Consider the following 19,905-nt stretch of genomic DNA (forward strand, 5'->3'; position numbering starts at 1 on the left):
AAGTGATACGGAACCTTTATGAGTTGAGTTTGTATGTATAGCTGAGGTGTAGGGCCAAAAAGGCCGCCCCTTATGCCACTCAATTCGGAGGTTTTGACCGTGCCCCTTATTACTCTTAATCGCAGCATCGCAAGCGTCATACTGATGGCCGGTATGGCGCTTTTTGCGTCAGCGGCCTTAGCCGATAGCGTTACCGAGCGTGGTGAACGCTTTGACCGTGTTGTTGAGGAGAACGGCCAGCGCTATCGGCTGCTTGGCAGCGGAGTGTTTCGCTATATGATCTGGACCGCTTACGCAGGGGCTTACTATCAGCTTGAAGGTGAAGACCAGCCGCAGCCGTTAAGCAACGTGCCGCGCCGCCTGGAGCTTGCTTACTTTCACGCCATTGATGCCAGCGACTTCGCAAAAGCGACCGAAGAGTCGCTAAAAGCGTCGCTAACGCTTTATGAATTCAACCAGATTCAGGAGCCCCTTGAGCGGTTTAACCAGCGTTATCGCGACGTTGTGCCCGGCGACCGCTACCTGTTGAGCTGGGACGGCGAGCAACTGCGTCTTGGGCTTAATGGTGAAATGCTCTTTGAAGACGATAGCGCCGAGTTTGCCAGCGCCATGTTTAGTATCTGGTTGGGCGAACGTCCGCTTGGTGAAGGCTTTCGTGATGCATTGTTGGGCCAGAACTAAATGCGCGGTGAGTTTTGGTTGAATCGGGTGGCGGCGCTTACACTGTCCTCACTGTAGAGAACCATGCAAGGGGAAAGCGTGAAAGCACTGATTCAACGGGTAAAAAGTGCCAGCGTCACGGTAAATGGCGACGTAGTCGGTGATATTAACCACGGGCTGTTGGCGTTGGTAGGGGTGGAGAAGCGCGATAGCGAGACAGAGGCCGATAAGCTACTTCACAAGTTGCTGCACTACCGCGTATTTAGCGATGCTGACGGCAAGATGAACCACAACCTGCAGCAGGCTGACGGGGGGCTTTTGCTGGTTTCCCAATTTACCCTTGTCGCTGATACCCGCAAGGGGCTGCGGCCCAGCTTCTCTAGCGCAGCTCCCCCGGGGGAAGGGGAGCAACTGTTTAATTACTTAGTTAGCCAAGCCCGCGCTGCTTGGCCCAAGGTTGAAACCGGCCAATTCGGCGCTGATATGCAGGTAGCACTGGTGAACGACGGGCCGGTTACGTTTCTGCTGGAAAGCTAGGGGCTGTCCGCCCACCAAGTTAGGTATCTTCGCTTGCCAGTAGCTCGGCTTCCATGGCTTCAAGCGCTTCTTCGGCGGCGAGCCAGGTTTGTTCGGCGCCGTCTAAACGCGCCTTAATGTCTGCTTGCTGGGCAAGCGCTTGGGTTAATTCAGCCTTTCGAGCGCTATCGGTGTAGAGCGCGGGGTCGGCGAGCACGGATTCGACCTCTTCCAGCGCCTGCTGAGTTTTTTCCATGGCTTTTTCAGCGTGATCGCGCTGTTTTTTCAGCGGCCGCAGCTTCTCGCGCAGTTCCGCCGCCGCCTTGCGGGTAGCTTTGCGGTCGCTGCTGGGCTGCTGGCTTTGGCGCTCGCTCTTTTCGCTACGCGCATCGCGGCGGCCCTCTTCCAGGCGTGCCTTCAGCCATATCCGGTAGTCGTCCAGATCCCCGTCGAAGGGTTCCACACGGTGATCGGCCACCCGCCAGAACTCATCCACCGTCGCGCGCAGCAGGTGGCGGTCGTGGGAGACCAGAATCACCGTACCCTCGAAACTTGCCAGTGCCTCGGTAAGCGCTTCGCGCATTTCCAAGTCCAAGTGGTTAGTTGGTTCATCGAGCAGCAGTAGGTTGGGTTTTTGCCAGGCAACCAGCGCCAGTGCCAAACGCGCTTTTTCACCACCGGAGTAAGTAGCCACTTCGCCAAAGGCGTCATCGCCCTTAAAGCCAAAGCCGCCGAGGAAATTGCGAATGTCTTGGTCGCTCGCTGTGGGTGAGAGACGCTGCACATGCACAAAGGGCGTTGTGGTCACGTCGAGGCTTTCCAGCTGGTGCTGGGCAAAATAGCCAATGGCTAAATGCTCCCCAGGCACTCGCTTACCCTCGAGCAGCGCAAGCTCACCGGTCAGTGATTTGATCAACGTCGACTTACCCGCTCCGTTGGGGCCTAACAAGCCGATACGGCTGCCGGGCAGCAGGGTAATGTTGACCTTCTCTAGCTGCGCGACATCGCCCGCGTCGCCGCGATAGCCCAGGGTGGCTTGGTCAAGTACGAGGAGAGGGTGGGATGTTTTGTCGGCGGCAGGCAGGGTGAAGTGAAAAGGCGAATCCGTGTGGGCGACGGCAATGTCTCCCATGCGCTCCAGCATTTTCACGCGGCTTTGTGCCTGCTTCGCTTTGGTTGCCTGGGCGCGGAAGCGTGCAATAAAGCGCTCAATTTCTTCGCGCCGGGCCTGCTGCTTGGCGGCTTCTGCTTGTTGCAACGCAAGCTTTTCAGCCCGCGTGCGTTCAAAGCGGGAGTAGTTGCCGCGGTAAAGCTCAAGCGTTTGGTGATGCATGTGGACGATGTGATCGCACACAGCATCCAAGAAGTCACGGTCGTGAGAAATCAGCAGCAGCGTGCCTGGGTAGCGAGTCAGCCACTGTTCTAGCCAAAGCAGGGCGTCAAGATCCAGATGGTTGGTCGGCTCATCAAGCAGTAATAGATCGGAAGGCATAAACAGCGTGCGCGCTAGGTTCACCCGCATACGCCAGCCACCGGAAAAGTCCGACAGGGGGCGCTTAAGATCGGCTTGTACAAACCCAAGCCCCACCAGCAGCTGAGCCGCCCGTGATTCGGCCGTGTAGCCATCCAGCGTTTCGATCAGCCCATGTAATTCGGCTTCCCGGTGCGCATCGTCTGCTTCGCGAGCGGCCAGCAGGTCTGCCTGCGCGCGACGCAGCGCGTGATCGCCATCCAGTACATACTCCACAATGGGGCGGTTTAGGGCGTCTACTTCCTGGGCCATGTGGGCAATTCGCTGACCACCGCTCATCTCAACGTCGCCCTGGTCGGGCCCAAGCTCGCCTAGCAGGAGTTTAAACAGGCTCGACTTACCGGCGCCATTTGCCCCGATAATGCCCGCCTTTATGCCGCTGTGGAGCATAAGGTCAGCGTTATCGAGTAACGTTTGTGTGCCCCGTTGCAGGGCGACTTGGCGCAGTGCGATCATGCATTCTCCCGATAAAAGTGGGTAAATCAATGCTCGATTCTAACCGATTACAGCGCTTACAGCAGGCTCCGCTGTGGGATTTCGCACTGGCACTTTATGCCCAGCCCGGGGTTGAGCAGGCTTGCCTCGTATTACAGGACAAAGCAGGCGGTGATGTGTGCGAATTGCTGTTCCATAGCTGGCTTTATCAGTATGGTTTGCAAGCTGCTCCTATGGCGTTAAATACCATCCGTCAAGAGCGTTTAGGCTGGCAGCAGCGGGTCACCGAGGCGCTAAGATCGCTGCGTCGTGAGCTTAAGCCGCAAGCGGAAGGAAGTGACTCCATTACTACGCTGCGCAAAACCATTCAGCAGGCTGAGCTTCAAGCCGAGCGTGAAAACCTTCAACGCTGGCAGGCGTGGGCCTGGCACGCCACGGCGAGTAATCAACGATTAACAAATAATCAAATCAGCCCGCCAGAAGTCGCAAGATGGCTGCATGATACGCTGTTTTTTCTGGAATTTGATCAGCAAAGACAAAACGGGAGCCACACTCGTAGAGACCTGTTGTCGGCGTTGGAGGTAGTGGCTTGCCAGCTTGACCGCTTGGGTTCATCACGCTAGCCTGAAATTAAGCTATTTTTGAATAACGCGGCATACGCTGAATAAATCATCTGCTAAATCACAGCAATAACTAACTAATCAGCAGGGGTGATATGCGTTGGCTTTAGAGTCGTTGTGAGCTAGCAAAATAGGAAACTGCGTTATTCAAAAAATAAGATTTTGGCGCACTTGTATAGCGCGCTGACCACTGAAAGGGGAACTCTGCATGAAGGCAAAAAAAACTTTTTCGACTCGTTCAGTAACGACAAAGTTATTGACCACGGCTAGCGTTGGCGCCCTGCTGTTTGGCCTAAGCGCTGCTGCCCAGGCGGATAACTGGCGTTACGCCCACGAAGAATACGAAGGCGATGTACAAGACGTTTTCGCAATGGCGTTTAAAGAGTACGTCGAAGAGAACTCTGATCACACCGTTCAAGTCTATCGCTTTGGTGAGCTTGGCGAGTCTGACGATATTATGGAACAGACCCAGGCGGGGATTCTCCAGTTTGTTAACCAATCACCGGGCTTCACCGGGGCGCTGATTCCTGAAGCGCAAATTTTCTTTGTGCCTTATCTGCTGCCCACCGATGAAGAAACGGTTATTGAGTTCTTCAACACCAGTACCGCTATTCATGAAACCTTCCCAGAGCTTTACGCCGAACAGGGCCTTGAGCTGCTGAAGATGTATCCGGAAGGCGAAATGGTAGTAACGCTTGATGAGCCGTTTACTACGCCGGAAGAGCTGCGCGGTAAAAATATTCGTACGATGACCAACCCACTTCTGGCAGAAACGTATCGTGCTTTTGGTGCCAGCCCCACGCCGCTACCTTGGGGTGAAGTATACGGCGGCTTGCAAACCAACATTTTGCAAGGCCAGGAAAACCCGATTTTCTGGATCGAGTCTGGTGGTCTTTACGAAGTGTCGCCTAACTTAGTCTTTACTGGCCACGGCTGGTTCACCACCGCGATGATGGCCAACCAGGATTTCTATGAAGGGCTGTCTGAAGATGACCAGCAGCTAGTGCGTGATGCGACGGAAGCCGCTTACGAGCACATCATTGAGCACATCTCAGGCTTAGCAGATGAGTCACTGGAGAAAATCCAGGCCGCGTCTGATGAGGTTACGGTTACCCGTCTTGATGAAGAGCAGATTCAAGCCTTCCGTGAGCGTGCACCGCAGGTTGAAGAGCGTTTTGTTGAGCTGACCGGTGAACGTGGTGCTGCGCTGCTTGAACAGTTCAAGCAAGACCTGGAAGCAGTACAAAGCAACTAATCAGCCTTTGGATGGTTAGCGCAACGTGTGTAGGGGCGGCCATAGGCTGCCCCTTTTGCATTAAAGGCTTGTGCGGCTAATCAGCGTTGAATGTTGGGTAGCGGTTAATCGTTACAGTGTAGAGGGACGTGTATTAGCCCCATGTGCTTAGCGTCTCTGCATCACTCGGCACTAGATAACACCGCTGGCTAAATAACAGGACGCAGTGACTAGCGTCAGGGGAACCAAGAGGAGCAAATGCGATGGATATGAGCGAAGATGATATTGCAGAAAAAAAGTATCGCTCCATGTTGCCTGGCCCGCTTGGCGTATTGGATACCTGGATCAGTAAAGGTGAGGCCGTCATTTTAGGTGCCGGTGTCATCTTAATGGCGGTGAATACGGTGGCCAACGTGGTAGGGCGGTTTGTTTTTGGAGAGAGCCTGCACTTTTCTGAAGAAGTAAACCGCATGCTAATCGTGCTGGTAACCTTTGCGGGTATTGGTTATGCCGCACGTCATGGCCGTCATATTCGGATGTCGGCCATTTATGATGCGCTGCCTACCGGCGGGCGTCGCTGGCTGATGATTTTTATCAGCTTGTTTACTGCGCTGGTGATGTTTGTGTTGTGCTACTACGCCGTTGGCTACATCACGACGGTTATGGGACGTGGTCGCAGCCTTCCCTCTACTGGCATTCCTGCATGGTGGATGTACGTATGGGTCCCCGTTGGGTTTGCAGTAACGGGGATTCAGTACCTCATGACGGCCTATACCAACGTGATTTCGAAAGATGTTTATCTCTCGACCCACGTAGTGGATGGCTATAAAGATACCGAAACGGAAGTTTAGGCCGCGAGGAGCGACACATGACTGCAACGATAATTACCATCATGATCGTGCTGCTGCTGCTTGGCTTCCCGATGATGATTCCACTGATGACCGCGGCGTTTGTGGGCTTCTTTATGAGCTTCGGCGGTTTAGGGCAAATGGAAACCCTGATCCAACAGATGATGCGCGGGATAAGTCCTACCGCGCTCATTGCGGTGCCGATGTTTATTTTGGCTGCCGATATTATGACACGAGGCCAATCGGCTAACCGCTTGATCGATATGGTGATGTCCTTTGTGGGGCATATCAAAGGCGGACTAGCGGTGAGTACGGCGACTTCCTGTACGCTGTTTGGTGCGGTGTCTGGCTCAACTCAGGCAACCGTTGTTGCGGTAGGTTCGCCGCTGCGTCCGCGGATGCTCAAGGCGGGTTATAAAGACCCTTTTACGCTTGCCCTGATTATTAACTCCAGCGACATTGCCTTTTTGATACCGCCAAGTATTGGCATGATTATTTACGGAGTTATTTCGCAAACCTCCATTGCTGAACTGTTTATTGCCGGTATTGGGCCTGGCCTGCTGATTCTGGCTATGTTTTCAACCTACTGTATTATCTACGCCATTGTGAATAAGGTGCCTACTGAGCCAAAAGCGTCGTGGAAAGAGCGCGGGGTTGCGGTGCAAAAGGCATTATGGCCGCTGGGTTTCCCGGTTTTAATTGTTGGCGGTATCTATGGCGGCGTGTTTAGCCCTACCGAAGCTGCTGCTGCCTGTGTTCTCTACGCGGTGCTGCTTGAGTTTGTGATTTTCCGTTCCTTGAAGCTGCCCGATATGTTCACCATTGCAAAGTCCACCGGTTTGATTACCGCGGTGGTCTTTATTTTGGTAGCAGCAGGTAATGGTTTCTCATGGGTTATTTCCTTTGCCCAGATTCCTCAGGCAATACTGGGCACCTTTGGTATTAACGAGGCAGGGCCAGTTGGCGTATTAATCGCTATTTCTATTGCGTTTTTTGTCGCCTGTATGTTCGTTGATCCCATTGTGGTGATTTTGGTACTAACGCCGATTTTTGCCCCCGCTATAGCGGCTTCTGGTCTAGATCCCGTGCTCGTGGGTGTGTTGATCACGCTACAAGTCGCCATAGGCTCGGCTACGCCACCCTTTGGGTGCGACATATTTACGGCGATTGCGATCTTTAAGCGGCCTTACTTGGAAGTGATAAAAGGAACGCCACCGTTCATCTTTATGCTGGTTTCCGCAGCGGCGCTTATTATTGCTTATCCGCAAATTGCACTGTTCCTGCGCGACCTTGCCTTCCGCTAAACCATCACAAGGATAACGCACATGTTTAACCGCATTTTAGTGCCGGTGGATGGCTCAAAAGGGGCGATTAAGGCACTTGAAAAAGCTATCGGACTGCATATGCTGACCGGCGCTGAGCTTTACCTGCTGTGTGTATTTAAACACCACAGTCTGCTGGAAGCGTCGCTTTCTATGGTGCGGCCTAACAAGCTCGACATCCCCGATGATGCGCTTAAGGAGTACGCGACTGAAATCGCCGTACACGCTAAGTCTTACGCGATTGAACTAGGCACCGACAGCACTAGGGTCAGGGCCTTTGTTAAGGGCGGGCGCCCGTCGCGCACGATTGTGCGTTTTGCCCGTAAGCGAGAGTGCGATCTTATTGTGATTGGCGCTCAGGGTACCAATGGCGAGAAGAACCTCCTGCTGGGCAGCGTCTCTCAGCGTGTGGCGGGTGCAGCGCACTGTCCTACATTGGTGGTGTGATGCATTAAACCTCTACTCACTTATGTGGTCTGAGCATCACCCGCCGTTTCAGGTAATGCAGCCTGGGGCGGCGGGTGTTAGTCTTTAAGGCACTCAATTTTTGGCGTACCGCGCCCCTGAATAAGGTTTTTTTCATGAAAGTACTGCTCTCTTCAACCGCATTAACGGGTTTGTTACTGGTGGCACCTTTCGCCGCGGCGTCACCTGAAACGGACGAACAGCGTCTTGCTTACAGCTTAGGGGTCACCTTAGGCGAAAGCATGCAAGCCGATATCGAAGATCTTGACCTCGATGCCTTCACTGACGGCATGCGTGATGTATTTGAGGGCAATGACTTAGCGCTGAATGAAGAAGAGATGATGGAAGCGCTGGTGGCATTCCAGGCGCAGTCGATGCAGGCTCGTGAACAGGAAGCCGCTGAAATCGCCCAGCTGAATCTGGAAGAGGGTGAAGCTTTCCTGGCTGAAAACGCCGAGCGTGATGAGGTGGAAGTAACGGACTCAGGCTTGCAGTACGAAGTGCTGGAGTCGGGTGACGGCGCAACGCCGGGCGCTGAAGACACTGTTGAAGTGAATTACGAAGGTATGCTGCTGGATGGCACCGTATTTGATAGCTCTTTTGAGCGTGGTCAATCGGTGAGCTTCCAGGTCAACCAAGTTATCGAAGGGTGGCAGGAAGCGCTCCAACTGATGAGCGTTGGCGATAGCTGGATGCTGTATATTCCTGCCGAACTTGCTTACGGTGAAGGCGGCCAAGGCCCTATCGGTCCGAACGAAATGCTGACGTTCCGCGTTGAACTACTAGGCGTCGAGTAAGCCATGCGCTCAGCCCCGTCTGCTTCTGTGCGTTGCCTGATGGGCGCGCTTATTATGCTGGGCAGCAGCGCTGCCTACGCTGAGACTCCTGCCCCTCTGCCCGAATTAAGTGCTGATAGTGACCAGGCCAGCGTGCTGGGTGTATCGTCCGGGGGCTATATGGCAACGCAACTGGCGGTGGCATGGCCCGAGCGTTTTAGCGGTGTTGGGGTGCTGGCCGCTGGGCCATGGAGCTGTGCCCAAGGGGCATTAAGCCTTGCGCTTAACCAGTGCATGACAACCCGTCGTGGCCTACCTTCCCTGGATGACTTGGATGCACGACGGGAGCGTTACGCCGCGCAAGAGCTGGTGGGCAGCCAGGAGGCACTCAGCCAGCTGCGCGCCTATATCTGGCATGGCGCCGAGGACAGTGTGGTCACGCCTGAACTTGGAAGCCTGCTAGCTGAACAGTGGGAAGCTTGGCTTGCCTCACCGGAAGAGCAGCTTCGCTGGGTTAAAAGCGAGCATACCGGTCATGGGTGGCCGGTGCGGTTGCCCCAAGAAGCAGCCATCGACCCTCAGGCGTTGGGTGGCTGTCGTCAGGGTGGTGGAAGCCATGTACTGGCCTGCAATGAAGACGTCGCCAGCGAGATGTTGTCGTGGCTCTATCCCGAGCGCCCTTCTTCACCAAGTAGCGGTGAACTCGTGGCGTTTGACCAGTCGGAATTTGCGGTAAAAGGGCTGGCGGATACAGGCTATGTGTTTATACCCGAGGCGTGCGAGGCGGGCGGCTGCCCGGTGTCCGTTGCACTGCATGGTTGCCAAATGAGCGTTGATGCTATTGGCGATACGTTTATCCGTCACAGCGGCTTAAACCGCTGGGCAGAAGAGAACGGGCAGGTGGTGTTATACCCCCAGGCGAAAAGCAGCATGGCAAACCCCCAAGGGTGCTGGGACTGGTGGGGCTTTGCCGAAAGTACTTGGCAGATAAATCCGCTTCACGACACCCGCGATGGCACACAAGTTAGGGCATTAATGGCCATGCTGGACAGGCTAGAAGGTGAGGTGACGGAGGAGAGCGCGTCAGCTCACCAGGAGTGACGCGGCATCATCGCTCATCCATCCAGTTCGTTTTCCAATGCTGATATTAAGGCGTGGGGCGTGGGCGAGTAGAGTACTCGCTGCAAAATCTCGCCCTCACGGTTTACCAGGAAGAGCGATGCGCTGTGATCAATGGTGTATGACATCGCTGAATCAGGTGCTTCTACCCGGCGCCAGATGACCCCGTAGCGCGCCGCTACATCTTCAAGCTGTGTGGCACTTCCCACTAAGCCAATAAATTCGTCTCCGAAAAACTGCATGTACTCTTCCATTCGCGAAAGCGTATCACGCTCTGGATCGACGGTAATTAATAGGGGCAGTACGCGCTCGCGCTGTGTTTCGTCTAACTGGGCAAGCGCCTGGCGTTTAACGGCTTGATTGATGGGGCATACGTCGGGGCAGTAGGTATAGCCAAACGAGACAATAGCAATATCCCCTTCATCAAGCTGCGCCAAAGAGAAATCGCCGTGGGTCGAAGGCATTTCGATGGCCCCGCCTGCTGGCTCACCACTATCGTTATTCAGGGTTGTTTGGTAGAGACCGATAAGGCTGATTATCACCAGGGCGACTAACAGCCCTAAGCCTAGCCAAAGAGATTTACGTTTTGTTCTAGCTGCCATGCTTATTAACTCCGAATCACGTCAAAGTCGAACCAACTGCCCAATTTGCCTTCTGGGGTATCCAGTATGACACGTGCACGCCAGGGCATTACGGCTTKCGTACAAATACCTACCTGACCTTGGCCATAAAAATGATCAGCGGCGGTCGCGGTTAAGCCAAAGCGGTGTAGGCCCATATCCATATCTCGGCCGATAAAATCAACGCTAACATGTTGGGCGTCAATACCTTCTACGTGTACTTCCAGCGGCACAATCTCCAACGCTTCAATACGCCCATCGGTATCAACCGTTAGCGTGATTCGCCCTTTGTCGCCGAGCATGGCAGTGCAGGGGTGGGTGTGTAAATCACAGCCTGCGTTGGGTGCAAACCAGGTGACATCGCTATCGTCCCGCAGCGAGTTGGCAAACACGTACCATGTGCAGGCGGCAAGGGCTAAGCCGGTCACAAGAATAAGCACTTTAAGTGCGGGAAAACCCGTAAAGTAGACAGGTTTAGACAATTTCTTCATGGCAGAATAGTCGCTACGCAGGCCGTGAGGCGGAGATGGGCTCATGGTAACAGCAATCGCGCAGATGTCCGCTGTGCTGGGATGTCGCACTTACTAAGGAACGACCATGGGGAGTATCACTGGTGCGTTAGGGCCGCTGTTTTTATTGATTTTGTTAGGGGCTGCGATTGGTTATGGGCGCTGGCCCAACGCTACCTTTTGGCCACAAATGGAGCGCTTAATCTATTTTGTGCTGTTCCCAGCCATGCTGGTAAGCACACTTGCCACCGCGGATGTAAGCCAAGTACCCGTGGGGCGGCTAGCGCTGGTGCTATTAGGTGCCATGGGGCTGTTTGGCCTTGGTTTGTGGCACTTTCGCGCTTGGTTGGGGTTATCGCCTGCGGCGTTTACGTCAGTGTTTCAGGGGGCGGTGCGTTTCAATACCTACGTGGGCGTGGCCGGTGCCGCGGCGCTACATGGCAGCCTTGGCGCCACGACGGCAGCGGTGGCGGTAGCCATCATGGTGCCGGTGGTTAACGTAATGTGTGTTGCAAGTTTTGTCGCCGCAGGCACCTTGGGGCGCGCAAGTATGGGTCAAAGCGCCATAGCGCTGGCGAAAAACCCACTAATACTGGCCTGCCTAGCGGGTATCGCATTAAACCTGACGGGGATAGGCTTGCCCGGTTGGAGTCAAGACACCGTGGAGCTGCTAGGGCGTGCGGCGTTGCCGTTAGGGCTAGTGGCTGTTGGCGTAGCACTGCGTCCGTCGGCGCTGCTGAGGTTTGACCGAGGCGTCATGGCCACCAACAGTGTCAAGCTGCTGTTAATGCCAGCGTTTGTTCTATTGCTGTCCTGGTCGCTGGGGCTGGATGCGGTAAGCCGCGATGTAGCACTTTTATTTGCCGCACTGCCGACGGCGACGTCAGCTTACATCCTGGCTCGTCAGCTGGGTGGCGACGCGGAGATGATGGCGGCGATTATTACCGGGCAAACGCTGTTGGCAATGCTGACGTTGCCCTTTTGGCTGAAATTGGTGGTCTAGCTAAAAATAAATACAAACTATTCGCATTTGTGTTGACAGATTAAATGAGAATGATTATATTGTGTTTGTCGGCGTTTGATGAGACGCCACGAACCTCGACAGATACTTGGTAAGCAGTATCAACTCATTTTCTGTCATGGTTTCTCCCTCTCATTGCTAGTCACGGTCTTTTGCCGCTCCCCTTGGAGCGGCTTCTTTTTTCTGGCTACTCTTTTTCTAGTTACCCTCCTCTTTGTGGATCACCGTTACGCTTATTTGTCACTTTTGGGCAGATAATGTCTCACGTCATGCTTAGCGTTAATCAGTTGCTGAGCGCCAATAACGAGTAAGGAGAAACCGCCATGCGCATCGCCGTCTTTAGCGCTAAACCCTACGATCAAACCTTTTTAACCCGGGCGAATGCCGCTAACCGCCATGAGCTGAGCTTTTTTGATGCGCGGCTGACCCATGACACCGCACCGTTAGCGAAGGGGTTTGACGGAGTATGCGTCTTTGTTAACGACCACGTGGATAGTGCTGTACTTGAGCAGCTTCACGCGGGTGGCACGCGCTTAGTGGCGCTGCGTTCGGCGGGCTTTAACCATGTGGATTTAGCGGCTGCCGAACGGCTTGGGATTACCGTGGCGCGGGTGCCCGCTTATTCGCCCCACGCGGTGGCCGAACACGCTGTGGCGTTGGTGTTGAGCCTGAACCGTATGACCTTTCGTGCCTATAACCGCGTACGGGAAGGTAATTTTGCGCTGGACGGCCTGCTGGGGTTTGACCTACATGGCAAAACCGTGGGCGTGATTGGTACCGGCCATATTGGGCTGATTTTTGCTGACATCATGCACGGTTTTGGTTGCCGTATTTTGGCTTATGACCCGCAACCTAACCCACAGGCCAAGGCGTTTGTAGAGTATGTGCCGCTGGAGTCACTTTACGCCCAGGCGGATATTATCTCGCTGCACTGCCCGTTAACCCCGGATACCGATCACTTGATTGATGCCGATGCTATTGCGTTAATGAAGCGGGGGGTAATGCTGATCAACACGGGGCGTGGCCGCGTGGTGGACACCTCGGCGGTGATTGCTGGTTTGAAAAGCGGCCATATCGGCCGCCTGGGTCTGGATGTCTACGAAGAGGAGGAGCAGCTGTTTTTCGAAGATTTATCCCATGGGATCATCGAGGATGACCAGTTTATGCGCTTAACCACTTTCCACAATGTACTGATTACCGGCCATCAGGCGTTTTTCACTGACGAAGCGCTCACCAATATTGCTGAAACGACCCTGGCCAATGTAGATGCCTTTGAATGTGGCAGCGGCACGTTGCACCGGGTCGTTTACAGCAAGCGCGTTTGAGAGATAGTTAAGCCGCTTTACCCGACGGCTGCGTCGCTTTTTAGTCTTCTCGGCGGTAGATCAAATCCCATACGCCGTGGCCGAGTTTTTCGCCGCGGGCTTCAAACTTCGTCAACGGGCGGAACGTCGGGCGCGGGACGTAGGGGGCAGTTTCTGCACTGGCTGTATTCGCGTAGCCGGGGGCGGCTTCCATGACCTCGGCCATCCACTCGGCGTAGGCTTCCCAGTCGGTGGCCATATGGAAAGTGCCGCCTGGCTTGAGACGCGTACGAATGAGCTCCACGAAAGCAGGCTGCACAATGCGACGTTTGTGATGCTTCTTTTTGGGCCACGGGTCAGGAAAGAACAGCTGCAGCGTAGTCAGCGAGCCCTCTGGCAAGCACTGTTCAAGCACGGCGAGGGCATCTTCACGGTAAACGCGCAGATTAGATAGGCCGCGTTTATCCACCTCATCAAGCAGTTTGCCAACGCCGGGGGCGTGAACCTCAATGCCAATGAAGTCAGTGTCCGGATGGCTTTCGGCCTGCTCAACCAGCGAATTGCCCATACCAAAGCCAATTTCCACCACGCGGGGCGCTTGGCGGCCAAACAGAGCGTCTAAATCCTGGCGGCCATCGGCGATGGTGAGTCCTAAGCGGGGCCATACTTCTTCCAGGCCACGGCTTTGGGCGGGGGTCATACGCCCGGCGCGAATCACATAGCTTTTAATGCCCCGGCGGTGCAGCGGGGCATCAACGCTTTCAGGGCCGGTGGTGCTGCTTTCGGGCGTGGTGTCGTTCGTATCGGTCATGGTGTCTCTATTTCAGCCGTTAATCCGGCCTGCAAAAGGCGAAGAGGGGTCGGCGCTTTGGCGGCGCGGCATGCGGCCTGCCAAAAACGCATCGCGGCCTGCTTCTACGGCAAGTTTCATGGCGTTGGCCATGCGCAGCGGGTCTTGGGCATGGGCAATGGCGGTGTTGAGCAATACGCCATCGCAGCCCAGCTCCATGGCCATGGCGGCATCAGATGCCGTGCCAATGCCAGCATCTACCAGAACCGGCACGCTGCTCTGTTCAACAATCAGGCGCACGTTGTGGGGATTTTGAATGCCGTGACCCGAACCAATCAGCGAACCTAGCGGCATGATGGCGCAACACCCCATGGCTTCTAATTCCCGTGCCACGATAGGGTCGTCGCTGGTGTAGACCATGACATCAAACCCATCGGCCAGCAGCGTTTCGGCAGCTTTTAGGGTTTCGACCACGTTGGGGTAAAGCGTGTGGTCGTCGCCGAGTACTTCCAGCTTGATCAGGTTGTGGCCATCCAGCAGTTCCCGCGCCAGGCGGCAGGTGCGCACCGCATCTTTGGCGTTGTAGCAGCCCGCGGTGTTGGGCAGCAGGGTGTAGCGCTTAGGCGAAATCACATCCAGCAGGTTCGGAGCGTCGGCGTCCTGACCAAGGTTGGTGCGGCGTACAGCGAAGGTGACAATTTCTGCCCCGCTTTGGGCAATGGCAGCACCGGTTTCAGTAAAATCTTTGTACTTTCCGGTGCCCACGAGCAGGCGGGAGCTAAAGTCGCGTCCGGCGATGGTAAACGGTGTATCGGTCAGTTGCGTCATGACGAATCCTTGGAAAAAGCACAAGCGGAAGGCAGCGCTAGCCGCCGCCAATAGCGTGAACGACTTCGACCTGGTCGCCATCCGCTAAGAGGGTGGCGGCCAGCTGGCTTTTGGGCACAATCTGTTCATTGACTTCGACGGCGATACGGCGTCCGCTAAGGCCCAACTGTTCCACTAGGTCTGCGGCGGTTAGGCGAGGAGCAATGGCGTAGGGTTCGCCGTTGAGCGTAAGCTGTATCGACTCATTGAGGGTAGACATAAACGGTGAACGTCCCATTTTTGTGAGGCAAAACGCGCTCTATTGTAGCGGTTTAGCGGCGTGCAAGGTATGCGGTGACGTTAATATCTGAGCGTTTTAATCAGTAAACGGTGGTTATCAAGATTTATCAAGAGGAGTAAAGCGTGCAGCGAGTAGATAGTCTGTGGTGGTGTTTGGTGGCGCTTTCCGGTGCGCTGATGGTGATGTTAGGTGCCTACGCTGCCCATGGGTTGGCGGCGAGCGCTGGTGCGGCGATGGTCGATATTGTGGAAACCGGCGTGCGCTACCAAGCTTGGCATACCTTAGCGATGTTGGCTGTGTTGGTCTGGCGCAGCAGCTGCCCACTGGCAGGGCAGCGGGTTGTGCTAACGCTCTGGGCGCTGGGAATCATCGCTTTTTCAGGCTCGCTCTACCTGATGGCCCTGGCAGGGCTAGGCCTGGGTCTCGTGACCCCGGTTGGTGGGTTGTTGTTAATGTCAGGTTGGCTGGCACTTGGGGCGGTGGCGCTTTTTAGTCGCCCCTAGTCAACCTCCGCCGTCGACTCTGCCAGTTAGCTAACCTGTTGGCGCTTGGGTGATGCGATGAGCACTTGTTGCGCTGCTGGCGCGCTTGAGGATGCGGGCAGTGTAAAGCCGCTCACAGCGAGCATTAGGGTGTCGGCGGTGCCGGATAGCTGCTCAGCCATACTGTGCGAGTTATCCACTGCTTCGCGTGACAGCTCCAAGGCATTGTAAATCTCGTTAACGCTTTGCTCTAGCTCTTCTACGCCTTGATGCTGTTGTTGTAACGCGCTGTCCATATTGGTTAAACGCATAGCCACTTGTTCAAAGCTTTGGATAAGCGACTGAGTGGTTTTGGCGATCGTGGTGGTCTGATCAACGCCTTGAGAGACTTGGTCAGTCGTGACCGCAATGGTTTGACGTATTCGAGAAGCGGTGCTCTGGGTGTTTTTAGACAGCGTGCGAACCTCGTTGGCGACGACAGCAAAGCCTCGCCCGTGCTCGCCGGCCCTGGCCGCCTCAACCGATGCGTTGAGTGCTAACAGATTGGTTTGAAACGTAATGTTGTCAATTTCGCTCAGCATTTCGTGGATGTTACCCGCATGCTGATTAATTAAACGCATCATCTCGCGCATTTCTTCGACCTGCTCACCGTTTTGGCGAGCGACTTGCTCAGCATGATTGGCCAGATCGCGAATGTGCTGGGACTCTTCCGCTGTTTCGCGGGTAGTGGCCGCTAGTTCAGCGGTGCCAGTGGAGATGCGTTCCGTTTGGCTGCTATTACGCGCTGTTTGCGTACGCAACTGCTCCTGGGCCGTAAAAAGGTGTTGGCTGTAATCGGTGACTTGGCTTGCTGCGGTTTGTGTCTTGCGTAAACTTTCAGCAACCTGATCGCGCATATTGATAATAGCGGCTACCCCGGGTAACTGCTGTTCGGTATCGCTAAACACCATATCTAACTTGCCGCCGCCTGCGGCAACGGCAAAGCGGCTGACGTGCAGGCTTTCCTTCACCATTCTCTCCAGCACTTTGGCCAGGTAGCCCAAAATAATCACCTGGGCGACCACGGCGCCGCCATGCATCAGCAAGCAGTATATTAAGTCTATCGGGCCGTGAGTCGTTTCGCCGTGGGCCATACTGTCCATGTCGCCCATGCTGATATACAGCTGCACAACACCTTGATATTGCAGCCATGTGAACAGCGCATGGTGGAGGGCGATGACCAACCCGCCAACGGCGATCACCCGCCAATCGCTGTAGAGAATTAATACCGATAGTAGGATAAAAATACTGAAATGAGCTTCGATCATCCCGCCGCTTTGTTCGATGAGCGTCGCAGCCCAAACCATCATGACCGCGGCTTTAACGAACCCATTGGCAATGTGCCCAGTGAGCTTTTGTTGAAGAAGATAGGTGAGTGGAAGCGTCACCACTCCGACCACGGTAACGAGCATCAGCGTATGAGTGAAAACGCCTACGACCAAGCATAAGAGCGCTATAAAACCTAACGGCCACCACATGAGCCTATCGGTACGCGCAATATGGTGTGAAAAAGAAGCGTTGGTCATTAAGAGTGTTCCTTGCAGCCTGGTAAGGCGTAATCAATCGGTACCACGATTATCGGCTTGGATGTCAATGCCTTTAATGAAAATGTATATAGCTGGAGAGAATATAAAGAAATAACGTTTATTACGATGCCAGGAGCACCAACGTTACGTGTAGGCAGGTAATGCATAGCTAGCAGTGACATGAACGACCGGCTTGGTTTCGTCACTGGCGGAAAAAATCTGCACTTCACCCACCGCAAGGCGACGGCCCAGCTTGATCAGCTTGGCGTGGGCGATGATGTCGTGATCACCAGAAGCGGCCCGCAGGAAATGGCAGTTTAAGTCGCTGGTGACCGCCATGGCTTCCGGGCCAATTTGCGCCAGAATCGCTACGTAAAGCGCTACATCGGCGAAGCCCATCATGGTGGGGCCAGAAACGCGGGGGCCAGGGCGAAGGTGCTCATTGCCAATCGTTAAGCGCATGGTGGCGCACATATCGCCTACGTTTTCTATCTTGCCCATGCGCTGAGGAAATACATCATCAAGGAAGTGTTCGATTTGTTCGGCGGTCATGACGGTCATTGTTATTTTCCTGTGATTGATTTCGTTAACGTTAACGTAAGCATGTTATTAAGCTAAACAAAAGCCCCTCAAGGTGCGAGACCGTGAGGGGCTTTTAGCGACTATTGTCTAGTCAGTGCGCAGCGTTTACTTCGCTTTATGCACCTGACGCCACGCGTGCAGTAGCGGTTCGGTGTAGCCGGAAGGCTGTTCACGGCCTTTGAAGACAAGGTCTGAAGCCGCTTTAAAGGCAGTAGAGCCTTCAAAATTAGCGCTCATGGCGGTGTAGGTGGGGTCGCCCGCGTTCTGCTCATCGACCACTTTCGCCATACGCTTCAGTGTCTCTTCCACCCGTGCTTCGTCCACAATGCCGTGGTGCAGCCAGTTGGCAATGTGCTGGCTGGAAATACGCAGCGTGGCGCGGTCTTCCATCAAGCCGACGTTATGGATATCCGGTACTTTCGAGCAGCCTACGCCGTGCTCTACCCAGCGAACAACATAACCCAGAATGCCCTGGCAGTTGTTGTCCAACTCCTGCTGGATCTCTTCGTCCGACCAGCTGGGGTTTTCCGCCACCGGTACGGTTAGCAGGTCATCGAGGTAGTCTGGCTCACCTTGGGCTTCTAATTCGCGCTGAACATCAGTGACGTTTACCTGATGGTAATGCAGTGCGTGTAGCGCCGCAGCGGTAGGCGACGGCACCCATGCGGTGTTGGCACCGGCTTTCGGGTGACCAATTTTCTGCTCCAGCATGCTGTGCATTAGGTCCGGCATGGCCCACATGCCTTTGCCGATTTGGGCGCGGCCGCGCAGGCCACAGGCCAAGCCGATCTGTACGTTGTTTTTCTCGTACGCAGAGATCCAGGCGGCGCTTTTCATATCGCCCTTGCGAACCATCGGGCCTGCTTCCATGGCGGTGTGCATTTCGTCACCGGTGCGGTCGAGGAAGCCGGTGTTGATGAACACAACGCGGGAGGTGGCTTCAGCAATACACGCTTTCAGGTTGACCGTGGTGCGGCGCTCTTCGTCCATGATGCCCATTTTTAGGGTGTCACGGCTCATGCCCAGAATGTCTTCCACACGGGAGAACAGTTCATTGGCAAAGGCCACTTCCTTCGGACCGTGCATCTTCGGCTTAACGATATATACCGAGCCTGTGCGGGAGTTACGCGCTTGGTCGGCGTCTTTTTTCAGGTCGTGCAGGGCAATCAGTGAGGTGACCACAGCATCCAGAATGCCTTCCGGTAGCTCGTTGCCGTTCTCGTCCAGCACCGCTGGCGTGGTCATCAGGTGGCCCACGTTACGTACAAACAGCAGCGAACGGCCGGGCAGCGTGACGCTTCCGCCATCGGTGGTTTTCCATGTGCGGTCATCGTTCAGCTTACGGACAAACGTTTTGCCACCTTTATCGATGCTTTGTTCCAGGTCGCCCTTCATCAGGCCGAGCCAGTTACGGTATACACCCACTTTATCTTCAGAATCGACCGCGGCAATGGAGTCTTCGCAGTCCATAATGGCCGTTAGCGCCGCTTCTACCACCACGTCTTTTACGTGGGCGGGGTCGGTTTTACCGATCGGATGGCTGGCGTCGATCTGGATTTCCAGGTGCAGGCCGTTGTTGGCCAGCAGGATTGCTTCTGGGGCAGATGCTTCGCCGTTAAAGCCGATCAGCTTGCCGGAATCTTTCAAACCGGTTTCGCGACCGCCTTCCAGCGTGACCACCAAGTGTTCGTCGCGAATAACGTATTTAATCGCATCCCGGTGCGAGCCAGTGGCCAGCGGCGCTGCGCGGTCCAGCACGCCACGGGCGTAGGCAATCACCTTTTCGCCGCGCTTGGGGTTAAAGCTGGAGCCTTTCTCAGCGCCATTCTCTTCTGAAATTGCATCGGTGCCGTACAGCGCATCGTAAAGGCTGCCCCAGCGCGCGTTAGCCGCATTTAGCGCATAACGGGCGTTGCTCACCGGCACTACCAACTGTGGGCCTGCTTGAACAGCGACTTCACGGTCAACATTGGCAGTGGTGGCTTTTACGCTGTTCGGTGCCTCGACGAGGTAACCGACTTCTTTCAAAAAGCGGCGGTAAGCAGGCATGTCGCTGACTGGACCGGGGTTTTCACGGTGCCAGGTATCGAGCTTCTCTTGCAGCACATCGCGCTTTTCGAGTAGTTGACGGTTTTTGGGGGTCAAATCATGAAACAAGGCATCGACACCGGCCCAAAAAGCGCTTTCGTCGACGCCAGTCCCCGGCAGCGCCTGCTCGTTGATGAAGCGGTCTAAGTCGGCTGCCACCTGTAAACGGTGACGCGTGATACGCTCACTCATGGGGTCTCTCCTGTGAAGGTGCCCGTGGGTTAAGGAAAGGTCCACGGTCAGGGTAAAGGTATATTTATGGAAAATACTTCCATATCTGAACGTACATGTAAACAGCCTACTCTTTAAA

21 protein-coding genes are annotated in these 19,905 nt (G+C 54.9%); 12 read left to right on the forward strand and 9 right to left on the reverse strand.

Annotated elements, in window-relative coordinates; genetic code table 11:
• Nucleotides 1-99 precede the first annotated feature (99 nt).
• Complete coding sequence (locus MOY_RS07565; protein ID WP_009098281.1) at nt 100-681, forward strand: chalcone isomerase family protein; 582 nt, start codon at nt 100-102, stop codon at nt 679-681.
• Between the two features lie 78 nt (nt 682-759).
• The gene (gene dtd / locus MOY_RS07570) at nt 760-1,197 is read left to right on the forward strand and encodes a D-aminoacyl-tRNA deacylase (RefSeq protein ID WP_009098283.1); all 438 of its coding nucleotides are present in this window, start codon (nt 760-762) and stop codon (nt 1,195-1,197) included.
• Between the two features lie 19 nt (nt 1,198-1,216).
• On the opposite strand, the gene MOY_RS07575 is transcribed toward dtd, so the two are convergent.
• Complete coding sequence (locus MOY_RS07575) at nt 1,217-3,163, reverse strand: ATP-binding cassette domain-containing protein (protein WP_009098286.1); 1,947 nt, start codon at nt 3,161-3,163, stop codon at nt 1,217-1,219.
• Nucleotides 3,164-3,192: 29 nt separating this feature from the next.
• Here MOY_RS07575 and MOY_RS07580 point away from each other — a divergent pair, with 29 nt between their 5' ends.
• The 7 genes from MOY_RS07580 to MOY_RS07610 all read left to right on the forward strand — a co-directional run bounded on the left by MOY_RS07580 (nt 3,193) and on the right by MOY_RS07610 (nt 9,508).
• Complete coding sequence (locus tag MOY_RS07580; RefSeq protein WP_009098288.1) at nt 3,193-3,765, forward strand: TIGR02444 family protein; 573 nt, start codon at nt 3,193-3,195, stop codon at nt 3,763-3,765.
• A 205-nt stretch (nt 3,766-3,970) separates the two neighbouring features.
• Nucleotides 3,971-5,017 (forward strand): TRAP transporter substrate-binding protein, encoded by a 1,047-nt coding sequence (locus MOY_RS07585; RefSeq protein WP_009098290.1) that lies wholly within the window; start codon nt 3,971-3,973, stop codon nt 5,015-5,017.
• Between the two features lie 242 nt (nt 5,018-5,259).
• Entirely contained in the window at nt 5,260-5,847 is a 588-nt protein-coding gene (locus tag MOY_RS07590; RefSeq protein WP_009098292.1) for a TRAP transporter small permease, read from the forward strand.
• Between the two features lie 17 nt (nt 5,848-5,864).
• Nucleotides 5,865-7,148, forward strand: a complete 1,284-nt coding sequence (locus MOY_RS07595) for a TRAP transporter large permease (RefSeq protein ID WP_009098294.1) — start codon at nt 5,865-5,867, stop codon at nt 7,146-7,148.
• Between the two features lie 21 nt (nt 7,149-7,169).
• On the forward strand, nt 7,170-7,613 hold the full coding sequence (locus MOY_RS07600; RefSeq protein WP_009098296.1) for a universal stress protein: 444 nt from the start codon (nt 7,170-7,172) through the stop codon (nt 7,611-7,613).
• 134 nt (nt 7,614-7,747) lie between these two features.
• Complete coding sequence (locus MOY_RS07605) at nt 7,748-8,428, forward strand: FKBP-type peptidyl-prolyl cis-trans isomerase (protein WP_035540384.1); 681 nt, start codon at nt 7,748-7,750, stop codon at nt 8,426-8,428.
• A gap of 3 nt (nt 8,429-8,431) precedes the next feature.
• Nucleotides 8,432-9,508, forward strand: coding sequence for a PHB depolymerase family esterase (locus MOY_RS07610; protein WP_009098300.1), 1,077 nt, complete (start codon nt 8,432-8,434; stop codon nt 9,506-9,508).
• A 14-nt stretch (nt 9,509-9,522) separates the two neighbouring features.
• Here MOY_RS07610 and MOY_RS07615 read toward each other — a convergent pair whose 3' ends face one another.
• Both MOY_RS07615 and MOY_RS07620 read right to left on the reverse strand, forming a co-directional pair.
• Entirely contained in the window at nt 9,523-10,128 is a 606-nt protein-coding gene (locus MOY_RS07615; protein ID WP_009098303.1) for an SCO family protein, read from the reverse strand.
• A gap of 5 nt (nt 10,129-10,133) precedes the next feature.
• Complete coding sequence (locus MOY_RS07620) at nt 10,134-10,682, reverse strand: hypothetical protein (protein WP_235803679.1); 549 nt, start codon at nt 10,680-10,682, stop codon at nt 10,134-10,136.
• A 61-nt stretch (nt 10,683-10,743) separates the two neighbouring features.
• Here MOY_RS07620 and MOY_RS07625 point away from each other — a divergent pair, with 61 nt between their 5' ends.
• Both MOY_RS07625 and MOY_RS07630 read left to right on the forward strand, forming a co-directional pair.
• Nucleotides 10,744-11,658 carry an AEC family transporter gene (locus MOY_RS07625; RefSeq protein WP_009098307.1) on the forward strand — a complete coding sequence of 305 codons (915 nt, stop codon included), beginning with the start codon at nt 10,744-10,746 and terminating at the stop codon, nt 11,656-11,658.
• A 341-nt stretch (nt 11,659-11,999) separates the two neighbouring features.
• Nucleotides 12,000-13,001, forward strand: coding sequence for a 2-hydroxyacid dehydrogenase (locus tag MOY_RS07630; protein ID WP_009098309.1), 1,002 nt, complete (start codon nt 12,000-12,002; stop codon nt 12,999-13,001).
• Between the two features lie 40 nt (nt 13,002-13,041).
• On the opposite strand, the gene trmB is transcribed toward MOY_RS07630, so the two are convergent.
• The 3 genes from trmB to thiS are packed head-to-tail and all read right to left on the reverse strand — an operon-like array spanning nt 13,042 to nt 14,857.
• Nucleotides 13,042-13,791: a tRNA (guanosine(46)-N7)-methyltransferase TrmB gene (trmB, locus tag MOY_RS07635; protein WP_009098312.1), complete on the reverse strand. Its 750-nt coding sequence runs from the start codon at nt 13,789-13,791 to the stop codon at nt 13,042-13,044.
• A 12-nt stretch (nt 13,792-13,803) separates the two neighbouring features.
• Nucleotides 13,804-14,598 (reverse strand): thiazole synthase, encoded by a 795-nt coding sequence (locus MOY_RS07640; protein WP_009098314.1) that lies wholly within the window; start codon nt 14,596-14,598, stop codon nt 13,804-13,806.
• A 37-nt stretch (nt 14,599-14,635) separates the two neighbouring features.
• Nucleotides 14,636-14,857 carry a sulfur carrier protein ThiS gene (gene thiS, locus MOY_RS07645; RefSeq protein ID WP_009098316.1) on the reverse strand — a complete coding sequence of 74 codons (222 nt, stop codon included), beginning with the start codon at nt 14,855-14,857 and terminating at the stop codon, nt 14,636-14,638.
• 143 nt (nt 14,858-15,000) lie between these two features.
• On the opposite strand from thiS, the gene MOY_RS07650 reads away from it, so the two are divergent.
• Complete coding sequence (locus MOY_RS07650) at nt 15,001-15,381, forward strand: DUF423 domain-containing protein (protein ID WP_009098318.1); 381 nt, start codon at nt 15,001-15,003, stop codon at nt 15,379-15,381.
• Between the two features lie 26 nt (nt 15,382-15,407).
• Here MOY_RS07650 and MOY_RS07655 read toward each other — a convergent pair whose 3' ends face one another.
• The 3 genes from MOY_RS07655 to MOY_RS07665 all read right to left on the reverse strand — a co-directional run bounded on the left by MOY_RS07655 (nt 15,408) and on the right by MOY_RS07665 (nt 19,787).
• The gene (locus tag MOY_RS07655) at nt 15,408-16,925 is read right to left on the reverse strand and encodes a methyl-accepting chemotaxis protein (RefSeq protein ID WP_009098320.1); all 1,518 of its coding nucleotides are present in this window, start codon (nt 16,923-16,925) and stop codon (nt 15,408-15,410) included.
• Between the two features lie 144 nt (nt 16,926-17,069).
• Nucleotides 17,070-17,486, reverse strand: coding sequence for a PaaI family thioesterase (locus tag MOY_RS07660; RefSeq protein ID WP_009098322.1), 417 nt, complete (start codon nt 17,484-17,486; stop codon nt 17,070-17,072).
• Nucleotides 17,487-17,612: 126 nt separating this feature from the next.
• Complete coding sequence (locus MOY_RS07665) at nt 17,613-19,787, reverse strand: malate synthase G (RefSeq protein WP_009098325.1); 2,175 nt, start codon at nt 19,785-19,787, stop codon at nt 17,613-17,615.
• Nucleotides 19,788-19,905 lie beyond the last annotated feature (118 nt).

It is taken from the genome of Halomonas sp. GFAJ-1 (assembly GCF_000236625.2).
Lineage (GTDB): Bacteria > Pseudomonadota > Gammaproteobacteria > Pseudomonadales > Halomonadaceae > Vreelandella.